Below are 26268 nucleotides of genomic sequence, written 5' to 3'. Positions count from 1 at the left end.
GAGCGGCGAGCTATCCGCGCAGTTGCTGCTCGAGCGCCTCGAGCACCGACGGGTCCTCGATCGTCGACGGCACGGTGTACTGCTCGTGGTCGGCGATCTGCCGCATCGTCTTGCGGAGGATCTTGCCGGAGCGGGTCTTCGGCAGCGCCTGCACCACGGTCACGTCACGGAATGTGGCGACCGCGCCGATCTGCTCGCGCACCATCGCCACGAGTTCCTGCCGCAGCGTCTCCGGGTCGATCTCGACGCCGGACTTGAGCACCACGTAACCGGACGGCCGCTGGCCCTTGAGCTCGTCGCGGATGCCGACGACCGCGCACTCGGCGACGGCCGGGTGCGACGCCACCACGGCCTCCATGCTTCCGGTCGAAAGCCGATGGCCGGCAACGTTGATGACGTCGTCGGACCGGCCGAGGACGAACACGTAGCCGTCCTCGTCGACGTAGCCGGAATCGCCGGTGAGGTAGTAGCCCGGGAAGGTCTCCAGGTACGACCGCCGGTAGCGGTCCTCGTCCTGCCACAGCCCGGTCAGGGTGCCCGGGGGCAGCGGCAGAGCGATCACGATGTTGCCCTCGGTGCCGGCTTCGACGGGCTTGCCCTCGGCATCGACGATGTCGACGCGGTAGCCCGGTACCGGCACGGTGGGCGAGCCCGCCTTGATCGGCATGGGGTCCAGGCCGCGCAGGTTCGCGGCGATCGCCCAGCCGGTCTCGGTCTGCCACCAGTGGTCGACGACGGGCCGGTCGAGTACCTTCGTCGCCCACTCGTAGGTGTCCGGGTCGAGCCGCTCGCCCGCGGCGAAGAGCGTACGGAGGGAGGAGATGTCGTAGTTCTCCAGCTCCTTCGCCTCGGGGTCGGCCTTGCGGACGGCGCGGATCGCGGTGGGCGCGGTGAACAACGCGACGACGCTGTTCTCGTTGATGATCCGCCAGAACGCGCCGGCATCCGGTGTGCCCACCGGCTTGCCCTCGTACATGACGGTGGTCGCGCCGATCAGCAGCGGGCCGTAGACGATGTAGGAGTGGCCGACGACCCAGCCCACGTCGGACGCGGTCCACCACACGTCGCCGGGGGAGATGTCGTAGATGTTGCGCATCGACCAGGTCAGCGCCACCGCGTGCCCGCCGTTGTCGCGCACCACGCCCTTCGGCTTCCCCGTGGTGCCGGAGGTGTAGAGGATGTACAGCGGGTCGGTGGCCGCGACGGTGACCGGCCCGGCCGGGTCCGCGTCGGCGGTGAGCTCGTCCCAGTCGAACCACGTGGCGACGGAGGCCTTGTAGTCGGCGGCCGAGCCCGGGATCATCTCCCGGTTCTTGACGATCACGGTGTGCGGCGGGGTCTGCGACAGTGACAGTGCCTGCTCGACCATGGGCAGGTACTCGACGGTGCGGCCCGGCTCGAGGCCGCCGGAGGCGGTGACGAGCAGCACCGGCCGGGCGTCGTCGATGCGGGTGGCGAGTTCCTTGGCGGCGAAACCGCCGAACACCACCGAGTGCACGGCGCCGATGCGGGCGCACGCGAGCATCGCGATCGCGGCCTCCGGGATCATCGGCATGTAGATCACGACGCGGTCGCCGGCGACGACGCCCTGATCGCGCAGCACCCCGGCGAAGGCCGCGACCTCGTCCAGCAGCTCGGCGTAGGTGTAGGTGCGCTTGGCGGGGACCATCGCCGAATCCCAGATCAGGGCGGGCCGGTCGCCGTGTCCGGCCTGCACGTGCCGGTCGAGGGCGTTGAAGCTGGTGTTGAGCGTGCCGTCGGGGAACCAGCGGAACGACGGGGCCTGCGAGCCGTCGAGGGCGCGCGTCGGCGTGTTCACCCAGTCCACGGCGCGGGCCGCCTCGAGCCAGAACCCCTCGGGGTCCTCCACGCTCTGCCGGAAGGCCTCCGCGTACGAGCTCATCGATTCGCATCCTCTCTGACCACAGCCTGTGACGCTGACCACCCTATTCGAGAGCCCCCGGGGTGAGGCACTGCCCGTTCGGCCGGTGCGCCGGGCGGCGCCTCGGCGTCGGTGAGCGGGCACGCGGCTACCGGGGCAGCCCCAGCTTCCGGTAGCGCTCGAGCCGCCGCCGGTATCGCAGCGTCGGGTCCTGGCCGACGAGCACGCCGAGTTCGCGGGCGACGGCGGCACCGACACGCTTGGCGAACTCGGTGGGCTCCTCCGCGGCATCGGGGAACTCGGGGATCACACCGTCGACGACACCGTCGCGCAGCAGGTCGCGGGAGCGGATGCCCTGAGCCGCCGCCATCTGCGGGGCGTGGGTGGTGTCGCGGTGCACGATCGCGCTGGCGCCCTCGGGCGGCAGCGGGGCGAGCCAGCCGTTCTGCGCGCACAGCACCCGGTCGGCGGGCAGCAGCGCCAGCGCGCCACCGCCGGTGCCCTGCCCGAGGAGCACCGACACCGTGGGCGTCGGCAGGGTCACCAGGTCGGCCAGGCAGCGGGCGATCTCCGGTGCGAGTCCGCGTTCCTCGGCCTCCTTGGACAGCGAGGCGCCGAGCGTGTCGATCACCAGCACGAGGGGAAGGCGGAGTTCGTCGGCCAGCCGCATCGCGCGCCGCGCCTCGCGCAGCGCGCCCGGACCCATCGTCCGCGCTGCGGACTGCCCGCTGCGGTCCTGGCCGAACAGCACGCACGACGCGCCGCGGAACCGGGCGAGCGAGACCAGCACGGTGCGGTCGGACTCGCCCTGCCCGGTGCCGGACAGCGGGACCTGCGCGGCCGCGGCATGCCGCAGCAACTGCCGGATGCCGGGACGCTCCGTCCGGCGGGAGAGCATTACCGACTGCCACGCCGGCACGTCGGGCACGTCGTCGGCGGAGGTGACCGCGGGACCTGCGGACGCATCGATGACCGTCGGCTCGGTGAGCACGCGGAGCATCCGGTGCACGAGCTGGCGGACCCCGGCGAGCGGCACCACCCCGTCGATCACGCCCTTCTGGGACAGGTTCTCGGCGGTCTGCACGCCCTCCGGGAAGGCCTCGTGGTAGAGCGCCTGGTAGACGCGGGGGCCGAGAAAGCCGACGAGCGCGCCGGGTTCGGCGGCGGTGACGTGCCCGAGCGAACCCCACGACGCGAACACCCCGCCGGTGGTGGGGTTGCGCAGGTACACCAGATAGCCGAGGTGCGCGGCCTTGTGAGCGGTGACGGCCGCCGCGATCTTGACCATCTGCACGAACGCGAGGGTGCCCTCCTGCATCCGGGTGCCGCCGGACGTGGGGGAGGCCAGCAGCGGCAGCTTCTCGCGGGTGGCGCGTTCCACGGCGAGGACGATGCGCTCGGCCGCGGCCACCCCGATCGACCCGGCGAGAAAAGCGAACTCGCAGGCGATCACCGCGACGTGCCGGCCGTGCACGGTTCCGACGCCGGTGATCACGGACTCGTCGACGCCGGACTTCGCCGCCGCGGCCTCGAGCTCGGCGCGGTACTGCTCGTCGGGGTGCACGTCGACGGGGGCGGTGTCCCAGGAGTGGAAGCTGCCCGCGTCGAGCACGCTGTCGATGAACTCCTGCGCCGAGATCCTGAGGGCCATGGCACGACCCTAGCCGTGCGTCCTTCGGGCGCCTCCAGGCTCCCGAAGGACGCACCGGCGCCTACCGGCCGATCGCCTCCTTCCAGGTGACCACGCGGCCGATGCGCAGGATGGACCGGCGGTAGATCCGCGCCCCGACCACGCTCAGGGCGCCGGTCACGAGCAGCATCAGCACGATCGTGCCGACGATCTGCAGCGGGGTCGCCACGCCGGAGGCGATGCGCAGCGGCATCAGGATCGCCGAGAACGGCGGGATCCAGCTCAGCACGGTGCTCCACGTCGACTCGGGGTCGTCCACGGACGAGAAGGCCGCGAAGAACATCGCGACGATGAGCACCATCAGCGGGGACGCGGTGGCGTTCACGTCCTCCTGGCGCGACACCATCGAGCCGGCCGCGGCGTAGAGGACCGCGAAGAACGCGAACCCGAGGACGAACCAGCCCAGTGTGCCGGCGAGCGTGCCCAGGGCCGCGCCGGTGACGGTGAGTGTGCCGGTGGCGAGACCGGCCCCCACCCCGGCCACCCCGTATGCGGTGAGCTGCAGCAGACCCACCGCACCGATGCCGAGGATCTTGCCCCACAGCAACTGCAGCGGGCGCAGCGTCGACAGCAGCAGCTCCACCACGCGCGACGACTTCTCCTCGACCACGCCCATCGCCACGTACATCCCGAACATCATGATCTGCATGTAGAGCAACACGACCGCCGCGATCGCCAGGGTGGTGCGCTGCGCCTGCTCCGGGTCCGGCGGGTCGAGGGCCTCGACGGTCACGGTGGCGCGGGCGGTGTCCGCCGCCAGCGCGGACGGGTCGACGCCGCGCGCGGTGAGGGCGTCGACCTGCGCCTGCTGCGCGACGGCCGTGTCGATCGTCGCGCGCACGGCCGGGTCGATCTCCGATTCGGCGACGGCGGTGACGGAACCCGCCGGGCCCGGGACCAGCGCGACGTCGAGCTCGCCGTCGCGTACCCGGTCGCGGCCGGTGCCGGCGTCCGGGATCTCCGTGACGTCGACCGGGCTGCCCGTGGCTTCTCCGACGGCGGTGACGGCGGCGCCGAGGGCCGGGTCGCCGACGACGCCGACGGTGGCGGGTTCGTCGTCGCCGGAGAACAGCGACACGGCGACGATGCCGCCGACGATCGCGAGCAGGATGATCGCGTTGCTGATCAGGAAGCTCTTCTTGCGGATCTGGGTGAGGAACTCACGGCGGGCCACCAGCGCGACGGCGCGGGCGGGACTCAACGGGGCGCTCACGCTGCGACCACCTCTCGGAACAGGTCGGTCAATGTCGGCCGACGAACGGAGAACTCGTGCACCGGGCCGGTGGCGAGCGCGGCCCGGAGGATCTGCTGGTCGTCGGCGCCGTTGCCGAGGACGAGGACGGTGCGCCCGCCGCCGTGCGCGACGGTGGTGACGCCGGGCAGCCCGGCGGCCCAGCCCTCGGGGGCCTGTGGGGCGTGCACCTCGAGCCGAGCCTCACCGTGGCCGCGCAGTTCGTCGACGGTGCCGACGGCGCGCATCGTTCCCTTGGAAATGATCCCGACACGGTGGCAGAGCCGTTGCACGAGATCGAGCTGGTGGCTCGAGAAGATCACCGGGACACCGGTTTCGGCCTTCTCCATCAGCACGTCGCTCATGACGTCGACGGCGACGGGGTCCAGGCCCGAGAACGGCTCGTCGAGGACCAGCACCCTCGGGTCGTGCACCAGGGCGGCCGCGAGCTGGACCCGCTGCTGGTTACCGAGGGAGAGCGCGTCGACGGCGTCGTCCACCCGCTCGGCGATGCCCAGCCGGCTCGTCCAGCGCGTCACGGCGGCATCGGCCTCGGAACGGGAGAGTCCGTGCAGCCGAGCGAGGTACGACAGTTGCGCGCCGACCTGCATCTTGGGGTACAGCCCCCGTTCCTCCGGCATGTACCCGATGGTGCGGCGCACCTGGAGGTCGACGGGCCGGCCGTCGAGCCGGACCTCACCGGAGTCGGCGGCGAGCACCCCGAGGACGATCCGCATGGTGGTGGTCTTCCCGGCGCCGTTGCTGCCGACGAAGCCGAACAGCTCACCGGGCCGCACGTCGAAGGTGACGTCGTCGAGCGCGACGACGTCACCGTATCGTTTCGAGACACCGTTGATCGTGAGCGTCACGTTTCCTCCGTCTTCTCGGGTTGTTCTCTGCGTCAGTCGGTTTCGTCGTGATCGGGGTTGTTCCAGGCGAGGATCATCGCGGGCAGGCAACCGCCGATCAGCGTCGCGGTCAGCGTCATGAGCCCGCCCGCATAGGCCATCCTGGGATGCATGCCGTCGGTCAGCACGCTGCCGACGACGAGGTAGAGCACCGGAATCATCACCAGGGACTGGGTCACGGTCAGGGCGATCGAGCGAGCGCTGTTGCGTTCCTGGATCTCCCGCTCGTCGAGGGCCGCGCGCGGTGCGTCGCCCTGCCGGCCCGAGACGATCTGCAGCGAGATCCAGAGGGGGAAGAACGCCAGGCACGCCGGCAGCCACAGCAGTGGTCCCCGTTCGAAGAAGTGGCACAGCACGCCCACGGTGAACATGAGAACGAACGTCGCGGCGAGAGCTACGACCAGGATTCGGCGGCGTCGACGAGTGCGCCAGCGCGGCAACATGTTCCGGAACTTTTCTTCGTTCCTCAGGAAGCGCCGGGTGCGGAAGGCCTCGTACCGTTCGAGGAGGGTGGCGTCGTGCACGGGCATCTCGGTCACTGTGCGTCACGTCCTTCGGTTGCGGTGCGGATCCGGTACACCTCGGTGGACAGCGGCCCGAACTCGGTGCGGGAGAACACGGCCTCGACCGGGAGGCCGAAGACGTCGCAGATGCGGAAGGCGAGGTCGAGGCTCGGGTAGTGGTCGCCACGCTCGAGGGCGCCGACGGTCTGGGGATTGACCTCGACGAGCTGCGCGAGCTGCGCGCGGCTCATCCCGCGTTCCGCGCGCAGGACGCGGATGCGGTTGTGGATCGGCAGGGTTTCCCCCCGACGTACCGGACTCATACAACGAAGTATTGTAAAAACCCAACGAACGGTCAAGCGGTGTCGACGCGTCCGCGCGGCAGGCAGCACCCCGGCGCGCCGCCGAAAGACCCGCGGGAGTCCTACTCGAGCAGCCCGCGGAGCCGGTCGAGCTCGCGCCGGTCCCGCTTGGTGGGCCGGCCCGTGCCGCGGTCGCGGCGGGGAATCGAGGCGAGGATCTCCTTCGGTGGGGGAGGGGGACTGTGGTCCTCGTACGCCTGGGCGGCGACCGGCGCCCCCACCCGCTTGGCCAGCAGCTGCGTCACCCGCACGATCCGTTCCGCCCCGGCCACGCGCACCCGCACCTCGTCGCCGACCTTCACGGGCTGCGACGGCTTCGCGGGGGCGTCGTTGACCCGCACGTGCCCGCCGCGGCACGCGGCCGCGGCGGCGGACCGCGTCTTGAACAGGCGCACCGCCCAGGTCCAGCTGTCCACCCGGACGCTGCCCGCCGTCATGCCGGCTCCTCCGTCAGCCGCCCCCCGTCGAGGTGCCACCGGCGGGTCGAACGGGTGTTGGCGAGCATCCGGCGATCGTGGGTGACCAGCAGCAGCGTGCCCTCGAAGCTGTCGACGGCCTGCTCGAGCTGCTCGATCGCGGGCAGGTCCAGGTGGTTCGTCGGTTCGTCGAGCACCAGCAGGTTCACCCCGCGGGCCTGCAGCAGGGCCAGTCCGGCCCGGGTGCGTTCGCCCGGTGACAGCGACGACGCGGACCGCAGCACGTGGTGGCCCCTGAGCCCGAACTTGGCGAGCAGCGTCCGCACCTCCGCGTCCGGCCAATCCGGCACCTGCGCGGCGAAGGCGTCCACGAGCGGCTCGTCGCCCTCGAACAGCGCACGTGCCTGGTCGATCTCGCCGATCCTCACGCCCGACCCGAGGGCCGCGGTGCCGGTGTCGGGCCGGATCCGGCCCAGCAGCAGGCGCAGCAGCGTCGTCTTCCCGGCGCCGTTCGGGCCGGTGACGACGATCCGGTCGCCCCACTGCACCTGCGTCGTGACGGGGCCGAGCACGAAGTCGCCGCGGTCGACGCGTGCGCCGTTCAGGGTGGCCACCACCGCACCGCTGCGCGGCGCCGCCGCGATCGACATGCGCAGCTCCCACTCCTTGCGCGGCTCCTCGACGACGTCGAGCCGCTCGATGCGGCGCTGCGTCTGCCGCGCCTTCGCCGCCTGCTTCTCGGTGGCCTCGGCGCGGAACTTCTTGCCGAGCTTGTCGTTGTCCTTGGACTTGCGGCGGGCGTTGCGGACCCCGTGCTCGAGCCAGTTGCGCTGCATCCGGGCGCGATCCTCGAGCTCCTGCTTGGTGTCCGCGTACTCCTCGTAGGTCTCGCGGGCGTGCCGCCGAGCCACCTCGCGTTCGACGAGGTAGGCCTCGTAACCGCCGTCGTACACCGCGATCTGTTGCTGCGTCAGATCCAGTTCGACGATCCCGGTGACCGTGCGGGCCAGGAACTCGCGGTCGTGGCTGATCACCATCAGCGCGGTGCGGGTCTCGGCGACGAATCGCTCGAGCTGATCGAGGCCGGCCAGATCGAGGTCGTTCGTGGGTTCGTCGAGCAGCAGCACGTCGTACCGGGACAGCAGCAGGGCCGCCAGCCCGGCCCGCGCCGCCTGTCCCCCGGAGAGCCCCGTCATGGGCGCGTCCAGCCCGACCTCGAGGCCCAGGTCGGCGACGACCTTCTCGGCGCGTTCGGCGAGATCCGCGCCGCCGAGCGCGAGCCACCGTTCCAGGGCGGGGGTGTAGTCGTCGACATCGGTGGTCCCCAGCGCCTCGGCCGCGGCGTTCATCGCGTGCTCGGCGTCGGTGACACCGGTCCGTCGGCCGAGGAAGCCGAGGATCGTCTCGCCCGGGACGCGCTCGGGTTCCTGGGCGAGATACCCGACGGTGGCGTCGGGCGGGCTGAGGACGACCGTGCCGGTGACGTCGGCGGTGCCGACCCCGGCGAGCGTCGTGAGCAGGGTGGACTTGCCTGCGCCGTTGGCGCCGACCAGGCCGATCACGTCGCCGGGCGCGACGGTCAGGCTCAGGTCGGTGAACAGGGTGCGTTCGCCCCGGGAGGCGGACAGGCCGCTGATGCGCAGTGTTGCAGTCACCTCTCGATTATCCCCACGCGCGTCGCGGGGTTTCCGGATGGTGGGATGCGGGGAACACCGGGCGGCCGGAACGGGTTGGGCCGATCATGACCGTTCCCACGATCACCCTCAACGACGGCAACACCATTCCGCAGCTCGGCTTCGGCCTGTGGCAGGTCGAGGACGAGCAGAGCTACGACGCGGTGACCGAGGCGCTGCGGGTGGGCTACCGCAGCATCGACACCGCGGCCCTCTACGGCAACGAGGCCGGCACCGGCCGCGCGCTGCGCGACTCGGGCGTCCCCCGCGACGAGCTGTTCGTCACCACCAAGCTGTGGAACAGCGACCAGGGCTACGACTCGGCGCTGCGCGCCTTCGACACGAGCCTGGGCAGGCTCGGCCTCGACTACGTCGACCTGTACCTGATCCACTGGCCGGCGCCGGCCCAGGACCGCTACATCGACACCTTCCGCGCCTTCCAGAAGATCAAGGCGGAGGGCCGCGCCCGCTCGATCGGCGTCTCCAACTTCCGGGTCGAGGATCTCGACCGGCTGATCGACGCCGTCGGCGAGGTCCCGGCCGTCAACCAGATCGAGCTGCATCCGCGGTTCAACCAGGCCGAGCTGCGGGCGTATCACACCGGCAAGGGCATCGCCACCGAGGCCTGGAGCCCCCTCGGCCAGGGCACCGTGCTCGAGGACCCGACGCTGAGGTCGATCGCGCAGGCGCACGGCCGCACCGTCGCGCAGGTGATCCTGCGCTGGCACATCCAGCTCGGCACCATCGTCATCCCGAAGTCCGTCACGCCCGAGCGCATCGCGAGCAACTTCGACGTCTTCGGTTTCGAGCTGACCGCGGACGACCTCGACCGCATCCGCGGGCTGCACGACGACGGCGGCCGCATCGGCGGCGATCCCGCCACGTTCTCCTGATCCGCGGGGCCGGGGCGGTGGCCGAATGTGACACGCGTTCGATCTGATCGACGCAGTGTGACATTCGGCCCGGGCGGGCGATGAGTTCTCCCGGTCCGACCGGTCCGTATCGATACGGGCTCCGGCCGGAGCCGGGAGAGGAGTCGTCGTGAGCACACCTGTCACCACCACCGTCGATGCCCGCTTCGGGGACGAAGGGGAGCCGCCCCTGCCGTGGACCGACACGGAGGAGCTTCTCGAGTCCGCGCAGCTGTACTGGCTCAGCACGGTCCGGCGCGACGGCGTACCGCATGTGACACCGCTGATCGGACTGTGGCACGCGGGCGGATTCGTCTTCTGCACGGGCCCGGGCGAGCAGAAGACGCACAACCTCCGGCACAACGATGCGGTGGCTGTCACCACGGGCGTCGCGACGTGGGCGGCCGGCACGGACGTCGTGGTCGAGGGGCGGGCCCGGCGCGTCACCGACGGCGACGCGCTGCGCGACGTCGCCGAGGCGTACTACGTCAAGTACGGCCAGCAGTGGCGGTTCGAGGTCCACGGCGACGCCGTCGGGCCGGTGGACGACCCGGGCTGGGTCTTCCGCGTCGAGCCGAGCAAGGTGCTCGTCTTCGCCAAGGGGCCGTTCGGGCAGACCACGCACCGGTTCGCCTGACCGCCCGTGCCGACGGCCCGTTCCCGGCCGGATGTCACATTGCTTCGATCCGATCGAACGCATGTCACATTCGGCCACACAGCCGCGCGAGCATCGCGCCGGTCGCCTGTCAGCGGGGCGGGCCGGCGTCCAGCGTGAGCGTGGCGGTGCGTCGCTGCCCGGCGGCGTCGAGCCAGCCGATCTCCACGCTGTCGCCCGGCCGTCGCGCCATCAGCATTTCCTCGAGGTCCGCCGTGGACGAGACCGGGCGCCGGTCGAACGCGACGATGACGTCGCCGATCTCGAGGTCGGTGCCGGCGGCCGGGGTGCCGTAGCCGACCCACAGCACTTCGGCGCCGGTCTCCCGGCCGCCGGTCCGGCCGGTGGTGACGCTCACGCCGAGCAGCGGGGTCGGGCCGACGTGCACCGTCCCGGCGCTCGTGCCGGTACGGACCTGGTCCACCACGTCGAGGGCGATCCCGATGGGCACCGCGTACGCCTCGGGTGGGTCGGGGACGACGGCCGGATCCGGTTCCAGGGCCCCGGCGGTGTTCACCCCCACGACGGTGCCGAACGCGTCGACGAGCGGACCCCCGGAGTCCCCGGGCCGGATCGCCGCGTCGACCTGCAGCATTCCGCTGAGCCGGCGCAGGGATCCGTCCATCGAATCGCGCACCGACACCGTCTTGTCGACGGCGACGACCGTGCCGGGCGCAGGCACGACGACCCCGCCGCCGTCCGCGTTGCCGAAGGCGGTCACCGGCGCTCCCGGTTGCGGAAGGGGGCTCTCGGTGACGGCCGCGACCGGCAGGCCGGCGGCGGAGCCGAGTTGCAGTACGGCGATGTCGAGGGTGGTGTCGTAGCCGAGCACCGCGACGTCGTAACTCGCACCCGTGTGGGGGCTGACCGCGCTGATGTCGGTGGCGCCGGTGACGACGTGGTGGTTCGTGAGCACCGTGCCGTCGGCGGTGAGGACGATGCCGGTGCCCGAGATGCCGCGCCAGCCGCGGTTGGCGGAGAGGGTGACGACGGCCGGCGTGATCCGTGCCGCCACCTCCTCGGTGGTAGGCACGACGGGCGGGGCGGGTGCCGGGGGTGGCGGCGGCAGCACGACGATCTCGACCGTCGCCGGCGCGGTGAGCACCAGTCCGGCGGACACCATCGCCAGGACGGCGCCGATGCGGCGGATCACGGCCCCGGCGCGGTGGCCGCGAGATGGTCGACGAGTTCGCGGGCGGCGGCGCGACCGGCGCGGTTCGCGCCGATGGTCGACGCCGACGGCCCGTACCCGACGAGGTGGACCCGCGGGTCCGCGGAGACCTGCGTCGCCAGCTTCCCCGTCATGGTGATGCCGCCGCCGGGATTGCGCAGGCCGAGGGGCGCGAGATGGTCGAGGGAACTGCGGAAACCGGTGCACCACAGGATGACATCGACATCGAGCGTGGTGCCGTCGGGCCACCGGACGCCGGTCTCGGTGATCTCGTCGAACATCGGGAGGCGGTCGAGTGCGCCGCGTTCGCGGGCCGCACGGATAGCGGGCGTGACCGGCAGTCCGGTCACCGACACCACCGACCCGGGCGGCAGGCCCCGCCGTACCCGGTCCTCGACCAGCGCGACGGCGGCCCGGCCGAGTTCCGGGGTGAAATCCTCGTTGCGCCAGGCGGGTTCGCGGCGGGTCACCCAGGTGGTTTCGGTGACGCGGGAGATCTCGTCGAGCAGCTGCACCGCCGAGATGCCGCCGCCGACGACGAGGACGTGGCGGCCGGTGAACTCGTCGGCGCTGCGGTAGTCCCGGGTGTGCAGCTGGCGTCCGCGGAAGCGGGTGGCGCCCGGGTACCAGGGCACGAAGGGGTGTTCCCACGTGCCGGTGGCGTTGACCAGTCCGCGGGCGGAATACACGCCGCGGTCGGTCTCCACGCGCAGTCGCTCGCCGCGGGCGCACACCACGCCGACCTGGACGGGGCGGTGCACCGGCAGGTGGAAGCGGGCCTCGTAGGCGCGGTAGTACTCGGGAACCGCGGCGGCCGCCGGCACCTGCCCGGCGGTGGTGTCGACCGCTTCGGAGAACGGCCACCCCGGCAGGTCGTGTACTCCGTTGACGGTGCTCAGCGTCAACGACGGCCACCGCTCCTGCCAGGCGCCGCCGGGGCCGAACGACCGGTCCAGCACGACGAACCCGGACTCCGGTTCGACGCCGAACCGCTGCAGGAAGTAGGCGGTGGACAGCCCGGCCTGGCCCGCGCCGATCACCACGACGTCGACGGGGGTCGCCGGTGCGTCCGTCGTCATCACCGCCCTCCCTTCCGTGGGTCCGCACCCATGATGCACCGGCGTCCCCGTCGCCGCCGTGCCGTCGGCACGATCGGGGCCGTGCCGTCGGCACGATCGGGGCCGGCGCGACCACCGTCGGAGGGACTCACGGGCTTTTCCGCACGGCCAAAAATGTGATATCACTTTAATATCGCATTGCAATGACCGGGAAGGGAGTCACCGCCATGTCCGCCACCCCCTCCGTAACCATCGAGCGGCCCGGACGATCCGCGAGCGGCTGGTCCGTCCTCGCGATCGCGCTCGCCGTGGACGTCGTGGCAGCGGCGCTCGCCGTGTTCGGCGCGGTGAACCACAACGTCGCGCTCGTCGTGGCCGGCGCGGTGCTGCTCGTCCCCGCCACCGTGGCGCTCGCCGGCCTGGTCCTCGTCGAACCCAACGAGGCCCGCGTGCTGCAGCTGCTCGGCAGCTCGTACTCGGGCACCCTCCGGCAGGACGGGCTGCGCTGGATGAACCCGCTCAACACCCGGCGCAAGATCTCCACCCGCATCCGCAACCACGAGACCGGGATCGCCAAGGTCAACGACGCCGACGGCAACCCCATCGAGATCTCCGCCGTCATCGTGTGGCAGGTCGAGGACACCGCCCGGGCCGTGTTCGACGTCGACGACTTCGAGGAGTTCGTCGCCGTGCAGACCGAGGCGGCCGTCCGCCACATCGCCGGCAGCTACCCGTACGACGCGGGCCCGGAGACGTTGTCGCTGCGGCAGAACGCCGACGAGATCACCTCGAGGCTCTCCGCGGAAGTCGACGAGCGGGTCGGATCCGCCGGCGTGCGGGTCGTCGAATCCCGGATCAACCGGCTCGCGTACGCGCCCGAGATCGCGCAGGCCATGCTGCGCCGCCAGCAGGCGGGTGCCGTCATCGCCGCGCGCGAGCAGATCGTCAGGGGCGCGGTCGGCATGGTCGGAACCGCCCTCGAACAGCTCGAGAAGGAGCACACCATCGAACTCGACGAGGAGCGCAGGGCCGCGATGGTGAGCAATCTGCTCGTGGTCCTGTGTGGTGACCAGAGCGCGCAACCGGTGCTCAACACCGGATCGCTCTACGCCTGAGGGCTCGTCGACGCCATGGCGGAACGCAAGAAGCTCCTGCTCCGGCTCGACCCGGCGGTCCACGACGCGCTCGCGCGGTGGGCCGCCGACGAGTTGCGCAGCACCAACGCGCAGATCGAGTTCCTGCTCCGGCGCGCGCTGAGCGAGGCGGGACGCATGCCGCGCGACGCCGGGCGCATCCGCAAGCCCGGCCGGCCGCGCGCGGACGAGGGCTGACGCGGAGCGACGTCGCGCCCGTGCGCGGCGGGTGCGATGATGCGTGCCGGCGACGAAAGGTGAAGCACACATGATGGGGATCAGCCGCGACGGCGACGTGGTCACGCTCGAACTGCGGCGCGAGGAGCGCCGCAACGCGCTCAACACCGAGCTGTGCGTCCAGGTCCGGGAGGGACTCGAGGAGGCGCTCGACGGGGGTGCGCGTGCGGTCGTGATCACCGGCCGGGGCTCGAGCTTCTGCGCCGGCGCCGACCTGTCGGGGGACGTCTACGCGGAGGGATTCCTCGACAGCCTGGGCGAGATGCTGCGTGCCATCCAGGAGGCGCCCGTGCCGGTGATCGCCGCGATCAACGGCCCCGCCATCGGCGCGGGCACCCAGCTCGCTCTCGCCGCGGACCTGCGGGTCGTCGCGCCGGGTGCTCGCTTTGCGATTCCCGCGGCGCGCCTTGGTATCTCGGTGGACCGGTGGACGGTACGACGGCTGGCCTCCCTGCTCGGCGGCGGCCCCTCGCGGGCCGTGCTGCTCGCCGCCGAGCCGGTCGACGCCCACGAGGCCGTGGACCGCGGCCTGGCCAACCGGATCGGCGACCTCGTCGCCGCGCAGTCCTGGGCACACGAGATCGCCAAGCTCGCACCGCTGTCGCTGCACGCGATGAAGCTGTTCCTCAACGACGACGGCACCCGCGACGAGCCGTCGCCCGAGCAGACGGCCGCGCTGGCCGCGGCGTGGCTCAGCGAGGACGTCCAGGAGGCCCGGCTCGCCCGCGCGGAACGCCGGGAGCCGGTCTTCCGCGGCCGCTGAGCGCGCCCGCGCCCCTCTACAGTGGTGGGGTGAGCGTCAAGCAGACCGCCTCGTCCGCCCTCGCCGGCGCCGGCTTGCTGTGGGTGGCGCGCGCCGCCCGCGGCGTCCCCGGCTCGATCGGCGCGACTCCGGCGGACATCCGCCCGTACGCCGCCGGCTCACCCCGGTATCGGAACGGCCGGTTCCACAACTCGGAGCCGAGCAGCACGGTGCTGCCCGAGGCCGGCGGCAGCCTCGTCAAGGACATGCTCACCCGACGGTCTTCCGGCACGCCGCGCGACGCGGTGCCGCTCGCGCCGCAGCTCGCGCCGGTGCAGGCCGCGGAACTGGCGGTCACCTGGTACGGGCACTCGAGCGTCCTCCTCGAGATCGACGGCCACCGGATCCTCGCCGACCCGGTGTGGAGCGAGCGGGTCTCGCCGTCGCCGGCCGTGGGCCCGGCCCGGTTGCACCCGTCGCCGGTCGAACTGGCGGAACTGCCGCCGATCGACGCCGTCGTGATTTCCCACGACCACTACGACCACCTGGACCGCGAGACCGTGGAGGCGCTCGCGGCCACGCAGCGCGAGGCCCGGTTCCTGGTGCCGCTCGGCGTGGGCGCGCACCTGCGCCGGTGGCGGATCCCGGCCGACCGGATCGTCGAGCTGGACTGGGACCAGCACACCGAGGTGGGCGCGCTCACCGTCACGTGCACCGAGGCGCGGCACTTCTCCGGACGCGGCCTGATCCGCAACATCACGCTGTGGTCGTCGTGGGTGATCGCGGGGCCGACGCGAACCGCGTTCTTCGGCGGCGACAGCGGCTACACGCCCCGGTTCGCCGGCATCGGGGACCGCTACGGCCCGTTCGATCTGACGTTGCTGCCGGTGGGGGCGTACGACCCGCGGTGGCCCGACGTGCACATGAACCCGGAGGAGGCGGTGCGCACCCACCTCGATCTCGGGGGCGGCGACCACCCCGGCCTGCTCGTCCCCGTGCACTGGGGCACCTTCAACCTGGCGTTCCACGCGTGGTCGGAGCCGATCGCGCGGCTCCTGCCGGCCGCTCGGGAGGAGGGGGTGCCCACGGCCGTGCCGATGCCGGGGCAGCGGGTCGACGCACTGCGGCCGGGCTCGCAGGATCCGTGGTGGGTTCCGCTCGGCTGACCCCGGGCCGGTAGGGGTTTCCAGGCCGGTAGGGGTTTCCGGGCCGCCGCAGCGGGTATCCCGCCGTCCGTCGGGGAGCGTCGGAGGGAGGGCGGGGCCATCGTCGAATCGTTGCTCTTCGGGATCATCGCCTCGAGTGCGCTGGTGCTCGGTGCCCTGGTGGGCGGATGGGTGGAGATCCCCAAACGCGTTCTCGCGGCGATGCTGGCGTTCGCCGCCGGCGCGCTCATCACCGCCCTGTCGTTCGAGTTGTTCGAGGATTCGTACGAGAAGGGCGGCATCTGGCGCGCGGCGATCGGACTCGTCGTCGGCGCGCTCGTGTTCACCGTGCTCAGCGCGTGGCTGGACCGGGTGGCCGAGGGCCGGCGGGAGAAGGACCACGGCAGCGAGAAACTCGACGTCGACGCGGCCGCCGAGGAAACCGCGCCGTCGTCGTCCTCGGTGAGCGGGGCGGCCGGGCTGGCGCTGCTGGCGGCGGTCACGCTCGATGGGGTGCCCGAGAACGTGGCGCTCGGTGTGTCCCTGGGGGAGGGCACCGGCGGCCTCGCCCTGCTGGTCGCGATCTTCGTGTCCAACTTCCCGGAGTCGCTCGTCGGCAGCGCCTCCATGCGCGCTCAGGGCCGGTCCCGGGGGTACATCCTCGGGATGTGGGTCGCGTGCGCCACGCTGCTGACCGTCGCCGTCGTCGTCGGGGCCGGGCCGCTCGCGGTGACCCCGCCGGAGACGATCTCCCTGCCGTTGGCGTTCGCGGCGGGCGCGGTGCTGGCGTCGCTGGCCGACACGCTCATGCCGGAGGCCTACGAGAAGGGCGGTCCCACGGTCGCGCTGAGCACCGCCGCGGGATTCGTGCTGTCGTTCGTCCTCGCGACGCTGTGAGCGGTGTCAGCGCGTCGTAGCGGCACGCTTGCGTTCGACGAGCGCCCGCGTGACGAGGAAGGCGATCGCCACACTCGCGACGGTACGCACCAGGCGGTTGACGTCCACCGCCGGCTGCCACGACAGCTTGCCGCCGCTGATGACGTACGCGCCCACCGGGCGAGCCCCGACGCCGAAGCCGCCGCCCTCGCCGTTCTCCCCGTCGGGCGAGTACCCCCCGCCTCCGCCGGCACCGCCGGAGACCACGGCCGCGGTGATGACCGTCAGGCCGTCCTTCTCGACCGGCTCCGAGTACACGCGCTTGACCGTGACCGTGTCGCGTGCCTTGGCCATCAGGTCCTCGAGATTCATGTCCGCCCCCTGTCGTCGTGGATTCGACTCCGGCCGGTTCGCCGGCCCGTGCCCATTCTCGGCCGCGGGCCGCCGCCGGGGAAGTGTCCTAGGTCCCTGCGACGGCGAAGGCGCGACGGCTGTGCCGGACGAGTTCGCGCAGGGCCGGAGCGTCCGTATCGGACCAGATCAGCGACAGCACCGCGGGCCCGGTGGCGTCGTCCAGGGTGAGCCCGCACAACCGGCCCTCGAAGTGCGCGGTCATCGAGCGGCTGAGGATCGCCACGCCCAGCCCGCGGAGGGCGAGGTCGGCGACGGTGTCCGGGGAACTGGCCTGCAGGGCGATGTCGGGGCGCAGGCCGGCGGCGGCACACGCCCGGTCGAACACGGTCCGGATCCCGGTGCCCTCGGGCATGGACACGACGGGGTGCGCGCACACGTCCGCGAGCGTGAGGCGGGCGCGGCCGGTCAGCGGGTGACCGGGCGGCACGGCCGCGACGATCGGTTCGCTGACGAGGGTGAGCGCCTCGAGGCCCGGGGGCGGGCTGCCGGCGGAGCCGACGAGGGCGAGGTCCACGGTGGCGCAGCGGACCCGCTCGACGAGCCGGTCGGAGGCGTCCTCGACGAGGGTGATCTCGACCCCCGGGTGCGCGCGGTGGAACGCGGCGAGCGCGTCGAACAGCCCGGTGACGGTGCAGGCGGTGACCATGCCGACCACCAGCCGTCCGCGGATCAGTGCCGTCACCTCCTCGACCGCCTGCCGGGCGGCCGCGGCGGACGCCAGCGCGGCCCGGGCGTGCGGCAGGGCCGCCTCCCCGGCCGTGGTCAGGGTGGCGGTGCGGGTGGAGCGGTCGAACAGGGCGGCGCCGAGGTCGTGCTCGAGCCGGCGGACCTGGGCGCTGATCCCGGACTGGCTGATGTGGACGCGGTGGGCCGCCCGGGTGAAGTTCGCCTCCTCGGCCACCGCGACGAAGTACTCGAGCTGCCGCAGTTCCATAACCCCGGATTCTAGTTCCGATCAGAACAATCTGTTGGACTTCTGACTCTGCGGGTCGGAGGCTGGAGGTGTCCCGCTTCCGTTCCTGGAGAGGATGACCGTGTCCGACGCAGAGAAGGCTTGGCAGCCAGAGGATCTCACCCGCCTGTTCGTCGAGCGCTCCAACGCCGGCGACGCGGCGGGTGTCGCCGCACTGTACGAGGAGGACGCCGTGATGGCCTACCCGCCGGGCGGTCGCACGGTGGGCCGCGAGGCCATCCGCCGCTTGTGGGAGCAGGTGCTGGAACACGCGCCCCACTTCGAACCCGAGCCGCCGCTGCCGACACTGATCAGCGGCGACCTCGCGCTGACCGCCACCCCGCCGAAGGACGGCGCCGGCGCCCGGGCCCAGGTGGCCCGCCGCCAGCCCGACGGCAGCTGGCTGCGCGTGCTCGACCAGCCCGAGTTCGTCCGCCCGGACAGCTGAGCCCGGCGCGAGGCGTCACGGCACGGCGGCGGAGCGCAGCGGGTGGCTTAGCCTGATTCCCATGGCAGCAGAGGAGCCCACCGCCGTCGCCGACCAGGCGGCCGCGCCCCCGACCGACGCGCGGCACATCGAGCTGGGCCTGACCACCGAGCAGGTCGCCGAACGCGTGGCCCGGGGCGCCACCAACGACGTGCCGGACCGGGCGTCGCGGTCGGTCGGCGAGATCGTCCGCGCCAACGTCTTCACCCGCATCAACGCGATCCTGGCCGTCCTGCTGGCCATCGTCCTGGCCACCGGCTCGATCATCGACGGCATGTTCGGCCTGCTGATCATCCTCAACAGCGCCGTCGGAATCGTGCAGGAGATCCGCGCGAAGTGGACCCTCGACAGGCTCGCGATCGTCAGCCAGGCCAAGCCTCTCGTGCGCCGGGACGGAGTGGTGGCCGAGCTCCCGCCGCGCGAGGTGGTGCTCGACGACATCATCGAACTCGGCCCCGGCGACCAGGCGGTGGTGGACGGGTTCGTCGTCGAGGCCGAGGGGCTCGAACTCGACGAGTCGCTGCTCACCGGTGAGGCCGATCCTGTGCACAAGGAGCTCGGCGCACACGTCCTCTCGGGCAGCTTCGTCGCGGCGGGCAGCGGCGCCTACCGGGCCACGAAGGTCGGCCGTGACGCGTACGCAGCCCGGCTCGCCGAGGAAGCCAGCAAGTTCACGCTCGTGCACTCGGAACTGCGCGCCGGCATCGACAAGATCCTGAAATTCATCACCTACCTGATGATCCCGGCGGGCCTGCTCATCATCTACAACCAGCTGTTCTCGAGCGGCGAGGCGCTCGGCCCGGCACTCAGCGGCATGGTCGCCGCGCTCGTTCCGATGGTCCCCGAGGGCCTGGTGCTGATGACGTCGATCGCGTTCGCGGTGGGCGTGATCCGTCTCGGTCGCCGGCAGTGCCTCGTGCAGGAACTGCCGGCCATCGAGGGCCTCGCCCGCGTCGACGTGGTCTGCGCCGACAAGACCGGCACGCTCACCGAGAACGGCATGCGCCTGGCGAACGTCGTGTGCGTCGACGGCAGCGACGAGACGGCCGCCCGTGCCGCGCTCGCGGCGATGGCCGCCGACGACCCGCGTCCCAACGCCAGCGTCCTCGCCGTCCGCGAGGCGATGCCGGACGACCCCGGCTGGGGAGAGGCCACCGCCGTCGCCCCGTTCTCGTCGGCGAAGAAGTGGAGCGGCCAGTCGTACGGCGACCACGGCGACTGGGTGCTCGGCGCACCGGACGTGCTGCTCGATCCCGGCTCGGAGGCGGCCCGGCGCGCCGAGGCGCTCGGGGCGCAGGGGCTGCGGGTGCTGCTGCTCGGCCGGTGCGACCGTCCCGTCGACGACCCGCACGCCCCCGGCACGGTCACCGCGCAGGCCCTCGTCGTGCTCGAGCAGCGGGTCCGGCCCGACGCCAAGCCGACCCTCGAGTACTTCGCGAGCCAGCAGGTCGAGGTCAAGGTCATCTCCGGCGACAACGCCGTGTCGGTCGGCGCGGTCGCGACGTCGCTCGGCCTGCCGCACGCCGATCACCCCGTCGATGCCCGCACCCTGCCGGAGGACCGCGACCGGCTCGCCGACACCCTCGACTCGGCCACCACCTTCGGTCGCGTGCGGCCCGACCAGAAACGGGCGATGGTCGGAGCCCTCCAGTCGCGCGGGCACACCGTCGCCATGACCGGCGACGGGGTCAACGACGTGCTGGCGCTCAAGGACGCCGACATCGGGGTCGCGATGGGCTCCGGCAGCCCGGCTACCCGTGCGGTCGCGCAGATCGTGTTGCTGGACAACAAGTTCGCCACCCTGCCCTACGTCGTCGCCGAGGGCCGGCGGGTGATCGGCAACATCGAGCGGGTCTCGAACCTGTTCCTCACCAAGACCGTGTACTCCGTACTGCTGGCGTTCCTCGTGGGGCTCTCGGGCGCGTTGTCCCAGGTGTTCGGCTACGAGCCGATGCCGTATCCGTTCCTGCCGCGGCACGTGACGATCGCGGCGTGGTTCACCATCGGAGTCCCCGCGTTCATCCTGTCGCTCGCCCCCAACAACGAGCGGGCCCGCTCCGGCTTCGTGTCGCGGGTGATGCGCCTGGCGATCCCGTCGGGTGTGATCATCGGGATCAGCACGTACGTCTGCTACATCCTGGTGTACGCCGGGCCCGAGCAGACCGAGGCGCAGAAGATGCAGGCCGGCACCGCGGCGCTGATCACCTTGATCATGATCGCGCTGTGGGTGCTCGCCGTGGTGGCGCGGCCGTACGTGATGTGGAAACTGGTGCTGCTGGCCGGTTCGGTGCTCGGGTACCTGGTCCTGTTCGCCTTCCCCTTCGCCCGCGAGTTCTTCGCCCTCGACATCTCCAACGTCGGCGCAATGGTCACGGCGTTCACGTGCGGGGCGATCGGCGTGGTCCTCGTGGAGGTCTCGTGGTGGGTGACCGGGCGGGTCCACGGTGAGCACCGCCGGCTGTTCGCCGCCAGTGAGGACCTGTTGCCGGGCGTGCACTGACGGGGACGAGGGCACTGCCCCGGCCCGGCCGGGGACGGGGACACTGCGCCGCCGCGGCAGGTTTGGGAACCGGCCCGCGGTGGCACGCTGAGGCATCGATCCCTCGAACGGAAGGAGCGGCAGATGGGTTTGAAGGATTCGATCAAGGGCCTGGTCGACAAGGGCAGGGCGTACGCGGAGAAGAACCCCGACAAGGCCGGCGGGTTCGTCGACAAGGCAGGCGACGCCGCCGATGCCCGGACGGGCGGCAAGTACGCCCAGCACGTGGACAAGGTGCAGGACGCCGCGAAGAAGCACCTCGGTACCGCGGACCATCCCGTTCCCGGTGCGACTCCGGGTCCCGCGGGACGGCCCGGCCCGGAGTCCGATCCCGGCCCGCAGGCGCAGCCGGGCCCGCGCAGCCCGTAGCAGTGCAGGTCTTCGGCGGGTGGTCCCGACAGGGATCTCCCGCTCTGCGTCCACCGGTGGCACGCTGGTGACGATCCGACCATTGCACAGAGAAGGGATGGACCCGATGCGATTCATGGATTCGCTCAAGGGCCTGGTCGACAAGGGCAAGGACTATGCCCGGAAGAACCCGGACACGGTGAACAACGCCATCGACAAGGCCGGCGATCTCGCCCGGACGAAGGGGCCCCGAAAGTACTCCCGGCACGTCGGCAAGGCGCAGGAAGCGGTGAAGAAGACCCTCGGCACCGAAGGTCGCGGACCGGGTCCGGCTGCCGGACCCGGCCCGGCTCCCGGACCCGACCCCCGATAGCGCGGCGTCGGACCCGGCCCCACGTCCGGTCGCGACCTGCTGTGGCAGGCTTGGCCCGCTCGATCATTCGGACGAAAGGACGCGACGTGGGTTTCATGGATTCGGTCAAGGGGCTGGTCGACAAGGGCAAGGAGTTCGCGGCGCAGAACCCCGACAAGGTCGACGAGGCGATCGAGAAGGCCGGTGATCTCGCGGACCGCAAGACCGGCGGAAAGTACGCCGAGCAGGTCGACAAGGCGCAGGACGCGGCGAAGAAGGCCCTCGGCGCCGGATAGGCCGGGGCCGCCGATCGGCCCGTGCTGCCGAGGGGGAGCGGGGCGGGCACGCCGGTGCCGTCCACCCTCCGTTGAACGGTCGATCGGTCTTGTTAAGGTGGCTGGTGCCTTCCGCCGGGATCGACGCAGATCCCGGCGGGCCGCCCAGGGGGAGTCGGCGGTGTGTCGGTCGGGGGTTGTCGAGGGGATGTACGTCGGATGCCTCGGGCCGAGGTGTCTCGTCGGAATCCGCCTCGCGAGAAAGGTGAGTGAGTGGCCAAGCAAGCCCGCGCCGCAGTGACCCGGCAGCAGATCGTGCGCGCCGCCGCCGCGATGTTCGACGAACGAGGGTTCCACGGCGCCAGCTTCGCCGACATTCTCCGCGACACGGGACTGTCCAAGGGGGCGGTGTACTTCCATTTCGCGTCGAAGATCGACCTCGCCGGCGCCATCGTCGCCGAGCAGCACCGCCGCTCGATCGCGCTCGTCGATGCGATCGCCGGCACCGAGGCGTCGACCCTCGAACAGATCGTGATGCTGTGCCACGGCATCGGCCGGCAGATGATCGAGGACCCCGTCGTGCGCGCCGGGATCCGGCTCACCCTCGAACTCGGCAGTCTCGACAAGCCCGCCGGGCCGTACCTGGACTGGATCACGGCCTGCGAGGCGTTCGGCCGTCGTGCCGTCGAGGAAGGCGACCTGGATGCCCACCTCGATCCGTCGATGCTGGCGCACTTCGTGATCTCCGCGTTCACGGGCGTGCAGCTCCTGTCCGACGTCCTCGCCGGGCGCGTCGACCTCGAGGAGCGGATCGACCAGATGTGGACGCTGCTGCTGCCCGGCATCATGCCGACCTCCCGCCACGACGCGATCGAGACGGTGCGCGGGGCGCGCTGGTCGCTACCTCTCGGCGGCGACCTGCTTCCCGTGTCGGCTACGTGAGCAACTGCGCGTAGTCGTCGCGGCGCTCGGCCGGGAGGAGCGTGTTCAGCACGAAGCGGGTCTGGAGCCGGATGTACTCGTCGAGCGTGTAGATCGCCCCGAAGTGCCAGTGCTTGAGCGCCCAGCCGTGCGCCAGCAGCATGATGTCGAAGACCATCAGGTCGACATCGACCGGGTTCATCACGCCCGCATCGATCCCCGCGTCGAGCGCGGCGCGCAGCGGCGCCGAGGACTCCACCTCGAGTTCCTTGATCCGGGCGCGTCCGGCGTCGTCGAGGGTGCGGCTCTCCCGGTAGGTGAGCACCGTGGCGTGGAGGTTCTCGTCCACGATCTCGATGTAGCGGCGCATCCCGGCGGCGAGCCGCTCGACGGGGTCGTCGCCGACGGCGTCCATGGCCGGTTCGAGCTGGTCGCGGAAGGCGTCGAGGATCGCGAGGATGGTCGCGAGGAGGACGTCCTCCTTGCCACCGAAGTACTTGTAGATCAGCCCCACGCTCACCCCGGCCTCGTCGGCCAGCGCCTGCATGGACATCTGGTGGAACCCGGTCCGCTGCATGACCGTCACCGCGGCGTCGAGCACCTGTTTGCGGCGGGAGCTGGTGCGCACGGCTCGCACGGCCTCGTCCACGGGTAGCGCGTCGTGGTCGGTGGTCATGGTGGTGCTCCTCGTCGCCGCTGGGTCGGATCCACAGTACCGAGTGATCCGGGCGGGTCGTCCGGCGCAGCCCCGGGCGGCGGACATCCCGCGACGGCCCGCACGCCGGGCTACCGGGCGCGCGCGACGAATCCTTCCAGCAAGCGGACGGTGTCCGGCGTCTCGATCAACCGGCTGATCTCGTCGAGCTCTCGGGCGAACCCCTCATCGCCCCGAGCTGCGACGATGCAGCGTTTGGCGGACGCGTAGGCGGCCGGCGGCAGCTGCGCGAGTCGATCGGCCAAGGCTCGGGCCTCGGTCTCGACGTCGGCGTCGGTGGCCCACTGCACGATTCCGAGCCGTTCGGCCGCACGGCCGGTGACCAGTTCGGCGCCGAGAACGAGCCGGTGCGCCACCGACGGACCGGCCAGCCGGGTGAGCCGTTGCGTGCCCCCCGCACCGGGGAGGAGCCCGATTCCCACCTCGGGAAGCCCGAGCTTCACCGAGGCGCCCGCGACGCGGAAGTCGCACGCGAGGGCCAACTCGAGGCCGCCTCCCGTGGCGGCACCGGCGAGGGCGGCCACCGAGGGCTTCGGCAGCGCCTCGATGCGGGCGAACACGTCCTGGAGCCGTGCGGTGAAGCGGCGCAGGCGTGCACCCCGATCGGGCTGCGTGCTCCAGGACTCCATCATCGCGATGTCCGCGCCTCCGCAGAAGATCCGCCGGGCACTGCGGATCAGGACGGCCCGTACGGCGGGGTCCTCGCCCAGCGTCGTGACCGCCTCGGCCAGGGCCTCCGCCTGCGCCTCGTCGAAGGCGTTGGCGGGGGGACGGTCGAGGGTGATGATCCCGACGCGGTCTTCGCGTGTGGTGACGACGCTCACGGTTACTCCAGCAGGTGTCGGTAGCGGGTTCGGTGTTCTTGTGGCAGAACGGTGTTGAGCACGAACCGGGTCTGCAGCCGGATGTAGTCGTCGAGGCTGTAGAGCCGGCCGAAATGCCAGTGCTTGAGCGCCCAGCCGTGGGCGAGCAGCACCAGGTCGAAGACCATCAGGTCGACGTCGACCGGGTTCATGATGCCGGCGTCGATGCCGTCGGTCAGCACCGCACGCAGCGGGGCGGAGGTGGCGATCTCGAGCCGCTTGAGCATCTCCCGCCCGGCCGGGTCGAGCGTGCGGCTCTCGCGGTAGGTCAGGGCCACGGCGTCGAGGTTCTCGTCGACGATCTCCACGAACCGGCCGATCCCCGCGGCCAGGCGCTCCACGGGGTCCGTGCCGGCCGCCGCCATCGCGGGCTCGAGCTGATCCCGGAACGCGTCCAGGATGGCGGTGATGGTGGCGAGGAGGATCTCCTCCTTGTTGCCGAAGTACTTGTAGAGCAGGCCCACGCTGACGTTCGCCTCGTCGGCCAGCGCCTGCATGGACATCTGATGGAACCCTGTGCGCTGCATCACCTTCGCGGCAGCGATCAGGATCTGCCTGCGCCGGGAGTTCGCACGGACCGCGCGCACGGCCTCGTCGATCGGCAGCTCGCTCGGATCGGCCGACATGGGCGTCCTCCTCGTCGCTCGGGACGGCCGCTCAGATCCCGAGATCCTTGGCGACGATCGTCTTCATGATCTCGGTGGTGCCACCGTAGATGGTCTGGATGCGGGCGTCGACGAACGCGCGTGCCACCGCGTACTCGCGCATGTACCCGTAGCCGCCGTGCAACTGCAGGCACCGGTCCGCGACCCGCACCTGCAGTTCGGTGGCCCACCACTTCAGCCGCGCCGCGCGGGCGGCGGTGAGCTCGCCGGCAACGTGCTCGGCGATGCAGTCGTCGAGGAACGTGCGGGCCAGATCCAGCTCGGTGGCCAGTTCGGCCAGCACGAACTGGGTGTTCTGGAAGCTCGAGACCGGCTTGCCGAAGGCCTTGCGCTCCCTGACGTAGGTGAGGGTCTCGGCGAACACGCCCTCCGCCGCGGCGACCGCGCCGATCGCGAGCGACAACCGTTCCTGCGGCAGGTTGTGCACGAGCTGGTAGAAGCCCTGTCCCTCCTCGCCGAGCCGGTTCGCGACCGGGACCCGCATGTCCGTGAAGGCCAGCTCGCTGGTGTCCTGCGCGTGCAGGCCGATCTTCTCCAGATTGCGCCCGCGGGAGAAGCCGGCGGTGTCGGCCTCGACGACGAGCAGGGTCAGGCCCTTGTGCGGGTCGTCGGAGGTGCGGGTGGCGACGACGAACAGGTCGCCGTTCTGCCCGTTGGAGATGAACGTCTTGGCGCCGTTGACCACGTAGTGGTCGCCGTCGCGCACCGCCGAGGTGCGGATGCCGGTCAGGTCGCTGCCGGTGCCGGGTTCGGTCATCGCGATGCCGAGGACGGTCTCGCCGGTGACGGCGCCGGGCAGCCAGCGCGCCTTCTGCTCGTCGGTGGTCATGTCGGTCAGGTACGGCAGCACGACGTCGTTCTGCAGCGAGAACGCGATCCCGGCGGCCGCGTTGCCCGCCCGGTTGACCTCCTCGATCAGGATGGCGTTGTAGCGGAAGTCGTCGACGCCGGGACCGCCGTACTCCTCCGGGACCGGGAAGCCGAGCAGGCCCAGCTTGCCGGCCTCGGTGAACAGGGACCGGTCGAGGCAGCTCGCCCGTTCCCAGTCCTCGTGCACCGGGGTGATCTTGTCCCGGACGAAGTCACGGACGACCTCGCGGAACTGCAGGTGCTCGGAGTCGTGGATCAATCGTGCGTTCATGGT

29 protein-coding genes are annotated in these 26268 nt (G+C 71.5%); 13 read left to right on the top strand and 16 right to left on the bottom strand.

What is annotated here, in order from left to right:
* Positions 1 to 10: 10 nt before the first annotated feature.
* The 8 genes from OCS65_RS22690 to OCS65_RS22655 form a co-directional block, all read right to left on the bottom strand.
* The gene (locus OCS65_RS22690; RefSeq protein ID WP_006936070.1) at positions 11 to 1903 is read right to left on the bottom strand and encodes a propionyl-CoA synthetase; all 1893 of its coding nucleotides are present in this window, start codon (positions 1901 to 1903) and stop codon (positions 11 to 13) included.
* 127 nt (positions 1904 to 2030) lie between these two features.
* Entirely contained in the window at positions 2031 to 3533 is a 1503-nt protein-coding gene (locus OCS65_RS22685) for a carboxyl transferase domain-containing protein (RefSeq protein ID WP_029541857.1), read from the bottom strand.
* 61 nt (positions 3534 to 3594) lie between these two features.
* Positions 3595 to 4785: an ABC transporter permease gene (locus OCS65_RS22680; RefSeq protein WP_029541861.1), complete on the bottom strand. Its 1191-nt coding sequence runs from the start codon at positions 4783 to 4785 to the stop codon at positions 3595 to 3597.
* The gene (locus OCS65_RS22675) at positions 4782 to 5672 is read right to left on the bottom strand and encodes an ABC transporter ATP-binding protein (protein WP_029541864.1); all 891 of its coding nucleotides are present in this window, start codon (positions 5670 to 5672) and stop codon (positions 4782 to 4784) included. The genes OCS65_RS22680 and OCS65_RS22675 overlap by 4 nt, the downstream gene beginning before the upstream one ends.
* A 32-nt stretch (positions 5673 to 5704) precedes the next feature.
* A complete protein-coding gene (locus tag OCS65_RS22670; RefSeq protein WP_084648664.1) occupies positions 5705 to 6250 on the bottom strand; it encodes a hypothetical protein in 546 nt (181 codons plus the stop codon).
* Positions 6247 to 6537: a helix-turn-helix transcriptional regulator gene (locus OCS65_RS22665; RefSeq protein ID WP_029541869.1), complete on the bottom strand. Its 291-nt coding sequence runs from the start codon at positions 6535 to 6537 to the stop codon at positions 6247 to 6249. The genes OCS65_RS22670 and OCS65_RS22665 overlap by 4 nt, the downstream gene beginning before the upstream one ends.
* A gap of 101 nt (positions 6538 to 6638) precedes the next feature.
* The gene (locus tag OCS65_RS22660; RefSeq protein ID WP_006936062.1) at positions 6639 to 7013 is read right to left on the bottom strand and encodes an RNA-binding S4 domain-containing protein; all 375 of its coding nucleotides are present in this window, start codon (positions 7011 to 7013) and stop codon (positions 6639 to 6641) included.
* The gene (locus tag OCS65_RS22655; protein ID WP_065922927.1) at positions 7010 to 8647 is read right to left on the bottom strand and encodes an ABC-F family ATP-binding cassette domain-containing protein; all 1638 of its coding nucleotides are present in this window, start codon (positions 8645 to 8647) and stop codon (positions 7010 to 7012) included. Before OCS65_RS22655 ends, OCS65_RS22660 begins: the two co-directional genes overlap by 4 nt.
* Before the next feature lie 86 nt (positions 8648 to 8733).
* Between OCS65_RS22655 and OCS65_RS22650 the strand changes: the two genes are divergently transcribed.
* Positions 8734 to 9558, top strand: coding sequence for an aldo/keto reductase (locus OCS65_RS22650; protein ID WP_006936057.1), 825 nt, complete (start codon positions 8734 to 8736; stop codon positions 9556 to 9558).
* A gap of 148 nt (positions 9559 to 9706) precedes the next feature.
* Positions 9707 to 10213 (top strand): pyridoxamine 5'-phosphate oxidase family protein, encoded by a 507-nt coding sequence (locus OCS65_RS22645; protein ID WP_006936055.1) that lies wholly within the window; start codon positions 9707 to 9709, stop codon positions 10211 to 10213.
* A 109-nt stretch (positions 10214 to 10322) separates the two neighbouring features.
* Here the strand turns inward: OCS65_RS22645 and OCS65_RS22640 are convergent, their stop codons facing one another.
* Positions 10323 to 11384 carry a S1C family serine protease gene (locus tag OCS65_RS22640; RefSeq protein ID WP_263507688.1) on the bottom strand — a complete coding sequence of 354 codons (1062 nt, stop codon included), beginning with the start codon at positions 11382 to 11384 and terminating at the stop codon, positions 10323 to 10325.
* Positions 11381 to 12481, bottom strand: a complete 1101-nt coding sequence (locus tag OCS65_RS22635) for an NAD(P)-binding domain-containing protein (RefSeq protein ID WP_263507686.1) — start codon at positions 12479 to 12481, stop codon at positions 11381 to 11383. Before OCS65_RS22635 ends, OCS65_RS22640 begins: the two co-directional genes overlap by 4 nt.
* 206 nt (positions 12482 to 12687) lie before the next feature.
* Here OCS65_RS22635 and OCS65_RS22630 point away from each other — a divergent pair, with 206 nt between their 5' ends.
* The 5 genes from OCS65_RS22630 to OCS65_RS22610 all read left to right on the top strand — a co-directional run bounded on the left by OCS65_RS22630 (position 12688) and on the right by OCS65_RS22610 (position 16614).
* On the top strand, positions 12688 to 13575 hold the full coding sequence (locus OCS65_RS22630; protein WP_263510381.1) for an SPFH domain-containing protein: 888 nt from the start codon (positions 12688 to 12690) through the stop codon (positions 13573 to 13575).
* A gap of 15 nt (positions 13576 to 13590) precedes the next feature.
* Entirely contained in the window at positions 13591 to 13791 is a 201-nt protein-coding gene (locus tag OCS65_RS22625; protein ID WP_050034723.1) for a type II toxin-antitoxin system antitoxin, read from the top strand.
* 70 nt (positions 13792 to 13861) lie between these two features.
* Positions 13862 to 14593: an enoyl-CoA hydratase gene (locus OCS65_RS22620; protein ID WP_029541887.1), complete on the top strand. Its 732-nt coding sequence runs from the start codon at positions 13862 to 13864 to the stop codon at positions 14591 to 14593.
* Between the two features lie 29 nt (positions 14594 to 14622).
* Positions 14623 to 15738, top strand: a complete 1116-nt coding sequence (locus OCS65_RS22615) for an MBL fold metallo-hydrolase (protein WP_006941094.1) — start codon at positions 14623 to 14625, stop codon at positions 15736 to 15738.
* Between the two features lie 111 nt (positions 15739 to 15849).
* On the top strand, positions 15850 to 16614 hold the full coding sequence (locus tag OCS65_RS22610; RefSeq protein WP_006941093.1) for a ZIP family metal transporter: 765 nt from the start codon (positions 15850 to 15852) through the stop codon (positions 16612 to 16614).
* 6 nt (positions 16615 to 16620) lie between these two features.
* Here the strand turns inward: OCS65_RS22610 and OCS65_RS22605 are convergent, their stop codons facing one another.
* On the bottom strand, positions 16621 to 16965 hold the full coding sequence (locus OCS65_RS22605) for a hypothetical protein (protein ID WP_006941091.1): 345 nt from the start codon (positions 16963 to 16965) through the stop codon (positions 16621 to 16623).
* 88 nt (positions 16966 to 17053) lie between these two features.
* Positions 17054 to 17941: a LysR family transcriptional regulator gene (locus tag OCS65_RS22600; RefSeq protein ID WP_043797769.1), complete on the bottom strand. Its 888-nt coding sequence runs from the start codon at positions 17939 to 17941 to the stop codon at positions 17054 to 17056.
* A gap of 100 nt (positions 17942 to 18041) precedes the next feature.
* Here OCS65_RS22600 and OCS65_RS22595 point away from each other — a divergent pair, with 100 nt between their 5' ends.
* The 6 genes from OCS65_RS22595 to OCS65_RS22570 all read left to right on the top strand — a co-directional run bounded on the left by OCS65_RS22595 (position 18042) and on the right by OCS65_RS22570 (position 22902).
* Positions 18042 to 18407 carry a YybH family protein gene (locus OCS65_RS22595; protein WP_006941088.1) on the top strand — a complete coding sequence of 122 codons (366 nt, stop codon included), beginning with the start codon at positions 18042 to 18044 and terminating at the stop codon, positions 18405 to 18407.
* Between the two features lie 61 nt (positions 18408 to 18468).
* Positions 18469 to 20946, top strand: coding sequence for an HAD-IC family P-type ATPase (locus tag OCS65_RS22590; RefSeq protein WP_231771914.1), 2478 nt, complete (start codon positions 18469 to 18471; stop codon positions 20944 to 20946).
* A 123-nt stretch (positions 20947 to 21069) separates the two neighbouring features.
* Positions 21070 to 21354 (top strand): antitoxin, encoded by a 285-nt coding sequence (locus tag OCS65_RS22585; protein ID WP_029541908.1) that lies wholly within the window; start codon positions 21070 to 21072, stop codon positions 21352 to 21354.
* A 106-nt stretch (positions 21355 to 21460) separates the two neighbouring features.
* Complete coding sequence (locus tag OCS65_RS22580) at positions 21461 to 21706, top strand: antitoxin (protein ID WP_006941082.1); 246 nt, start codon at positions 21461 to 21463, stop codon at positions 21704 to 21706.
* A gap of 86 nt (positions 21707 to 21792) precedes the next feature.
* On the top strand, positions 21793 to 21981 hold the full coding sequence (locus OCS65_RS22575; RefSeq protein WP_006941081.1) for an antitoxin: 189 nt from the start codon (positions 21793 to 21795) through the stop codon (positions 21979 to 21981).
* Positions 21982 to 22233: 252 nt separating this feature from the next.
* Positions 22234 to 22902 (top strand): ScbR family autoregulator-binding transcription factor, encoded by a 669-nt coding sequence (locus tag OCS65_RS22570; RefSeq protein ID WP_006941080.1) that lies wholly within the window; start codon positions 22234 to 22236, stop codon positions 22900 to 22902.
* Here the strand turns inward: OCS65_RS22570 and OCS65_RS22565 are convergent.
* The 4 genes from OCS65_RS22565 to OCS65_RS22550 form a co-directional block, all read right to left on the bottom strand.
* Positions 22895 to 23557 (bottom strand): TetR/AcrR family transcriptional regulator, encoded by a 663-nt coding sequence (locus OCS65_RS22565; protein WP_029541912.1) that lies wholly within the window; start codon positions 23555 to 23557, stop codon positions 22895 to 22897. The two genes, OCS65_RS22570 and OCS65_RS22565, sit on opposite strands and share 8 nt — an antisense overlap.
* Before the next feature lie 110 nt (positions 23558 to 23667).
* Positions 23668 to 24420, bottom strand: a complete 753-nt coding sequence (locus OCS65_RS22560; RefSeq protein WP_251550391.1) for an enoyl-CoA hydratase/isomerase family protein — start codon at positions 24418 to 24420, stop codon at positions 23668 to 23670.
* Positions 24421 to 24422: 2 nt separating this feature from the next.
* A complete protein-coding gene (locus tag OCS65_RS22555) occupies positions 24423 to 25085 on the bottom strand; it encodes a TetR/AcrR family transcriptional regulator (RefSeq protein ID WP_050034726.1) in 663 nt (220 codons plus the stop codon).
* 31 nt (positions 25086 to 25116) lie between these two features.
* Complete coding sequence (locus OCS65_RS22550; protein WP_006941064.1) at positions 25117 to 26265, bottom strand: acyl-CoA dehydrogenase family protein; 1149 nt, start codon at positions 26263 to 26265, stop codon at positions 25117 to 25119.
* Positions 26266 to 26268 lie beyond the last annotated feature (3 nt).

This window comes from Rhodococcus aetherivorans, assembly GCF_025722975.1.
Classification (GTDB): Bacteria; Actinomycetota; Actinomycetes; order Mycobacteriales; family Mycobacteriaceae; genus Rhodococcus; species Rhodococcus aetherivorans.
Note: the sequence above shows the minus strand (reverse complement) of the source record. Positions and strands in the feature narration are given on the sequence as shown.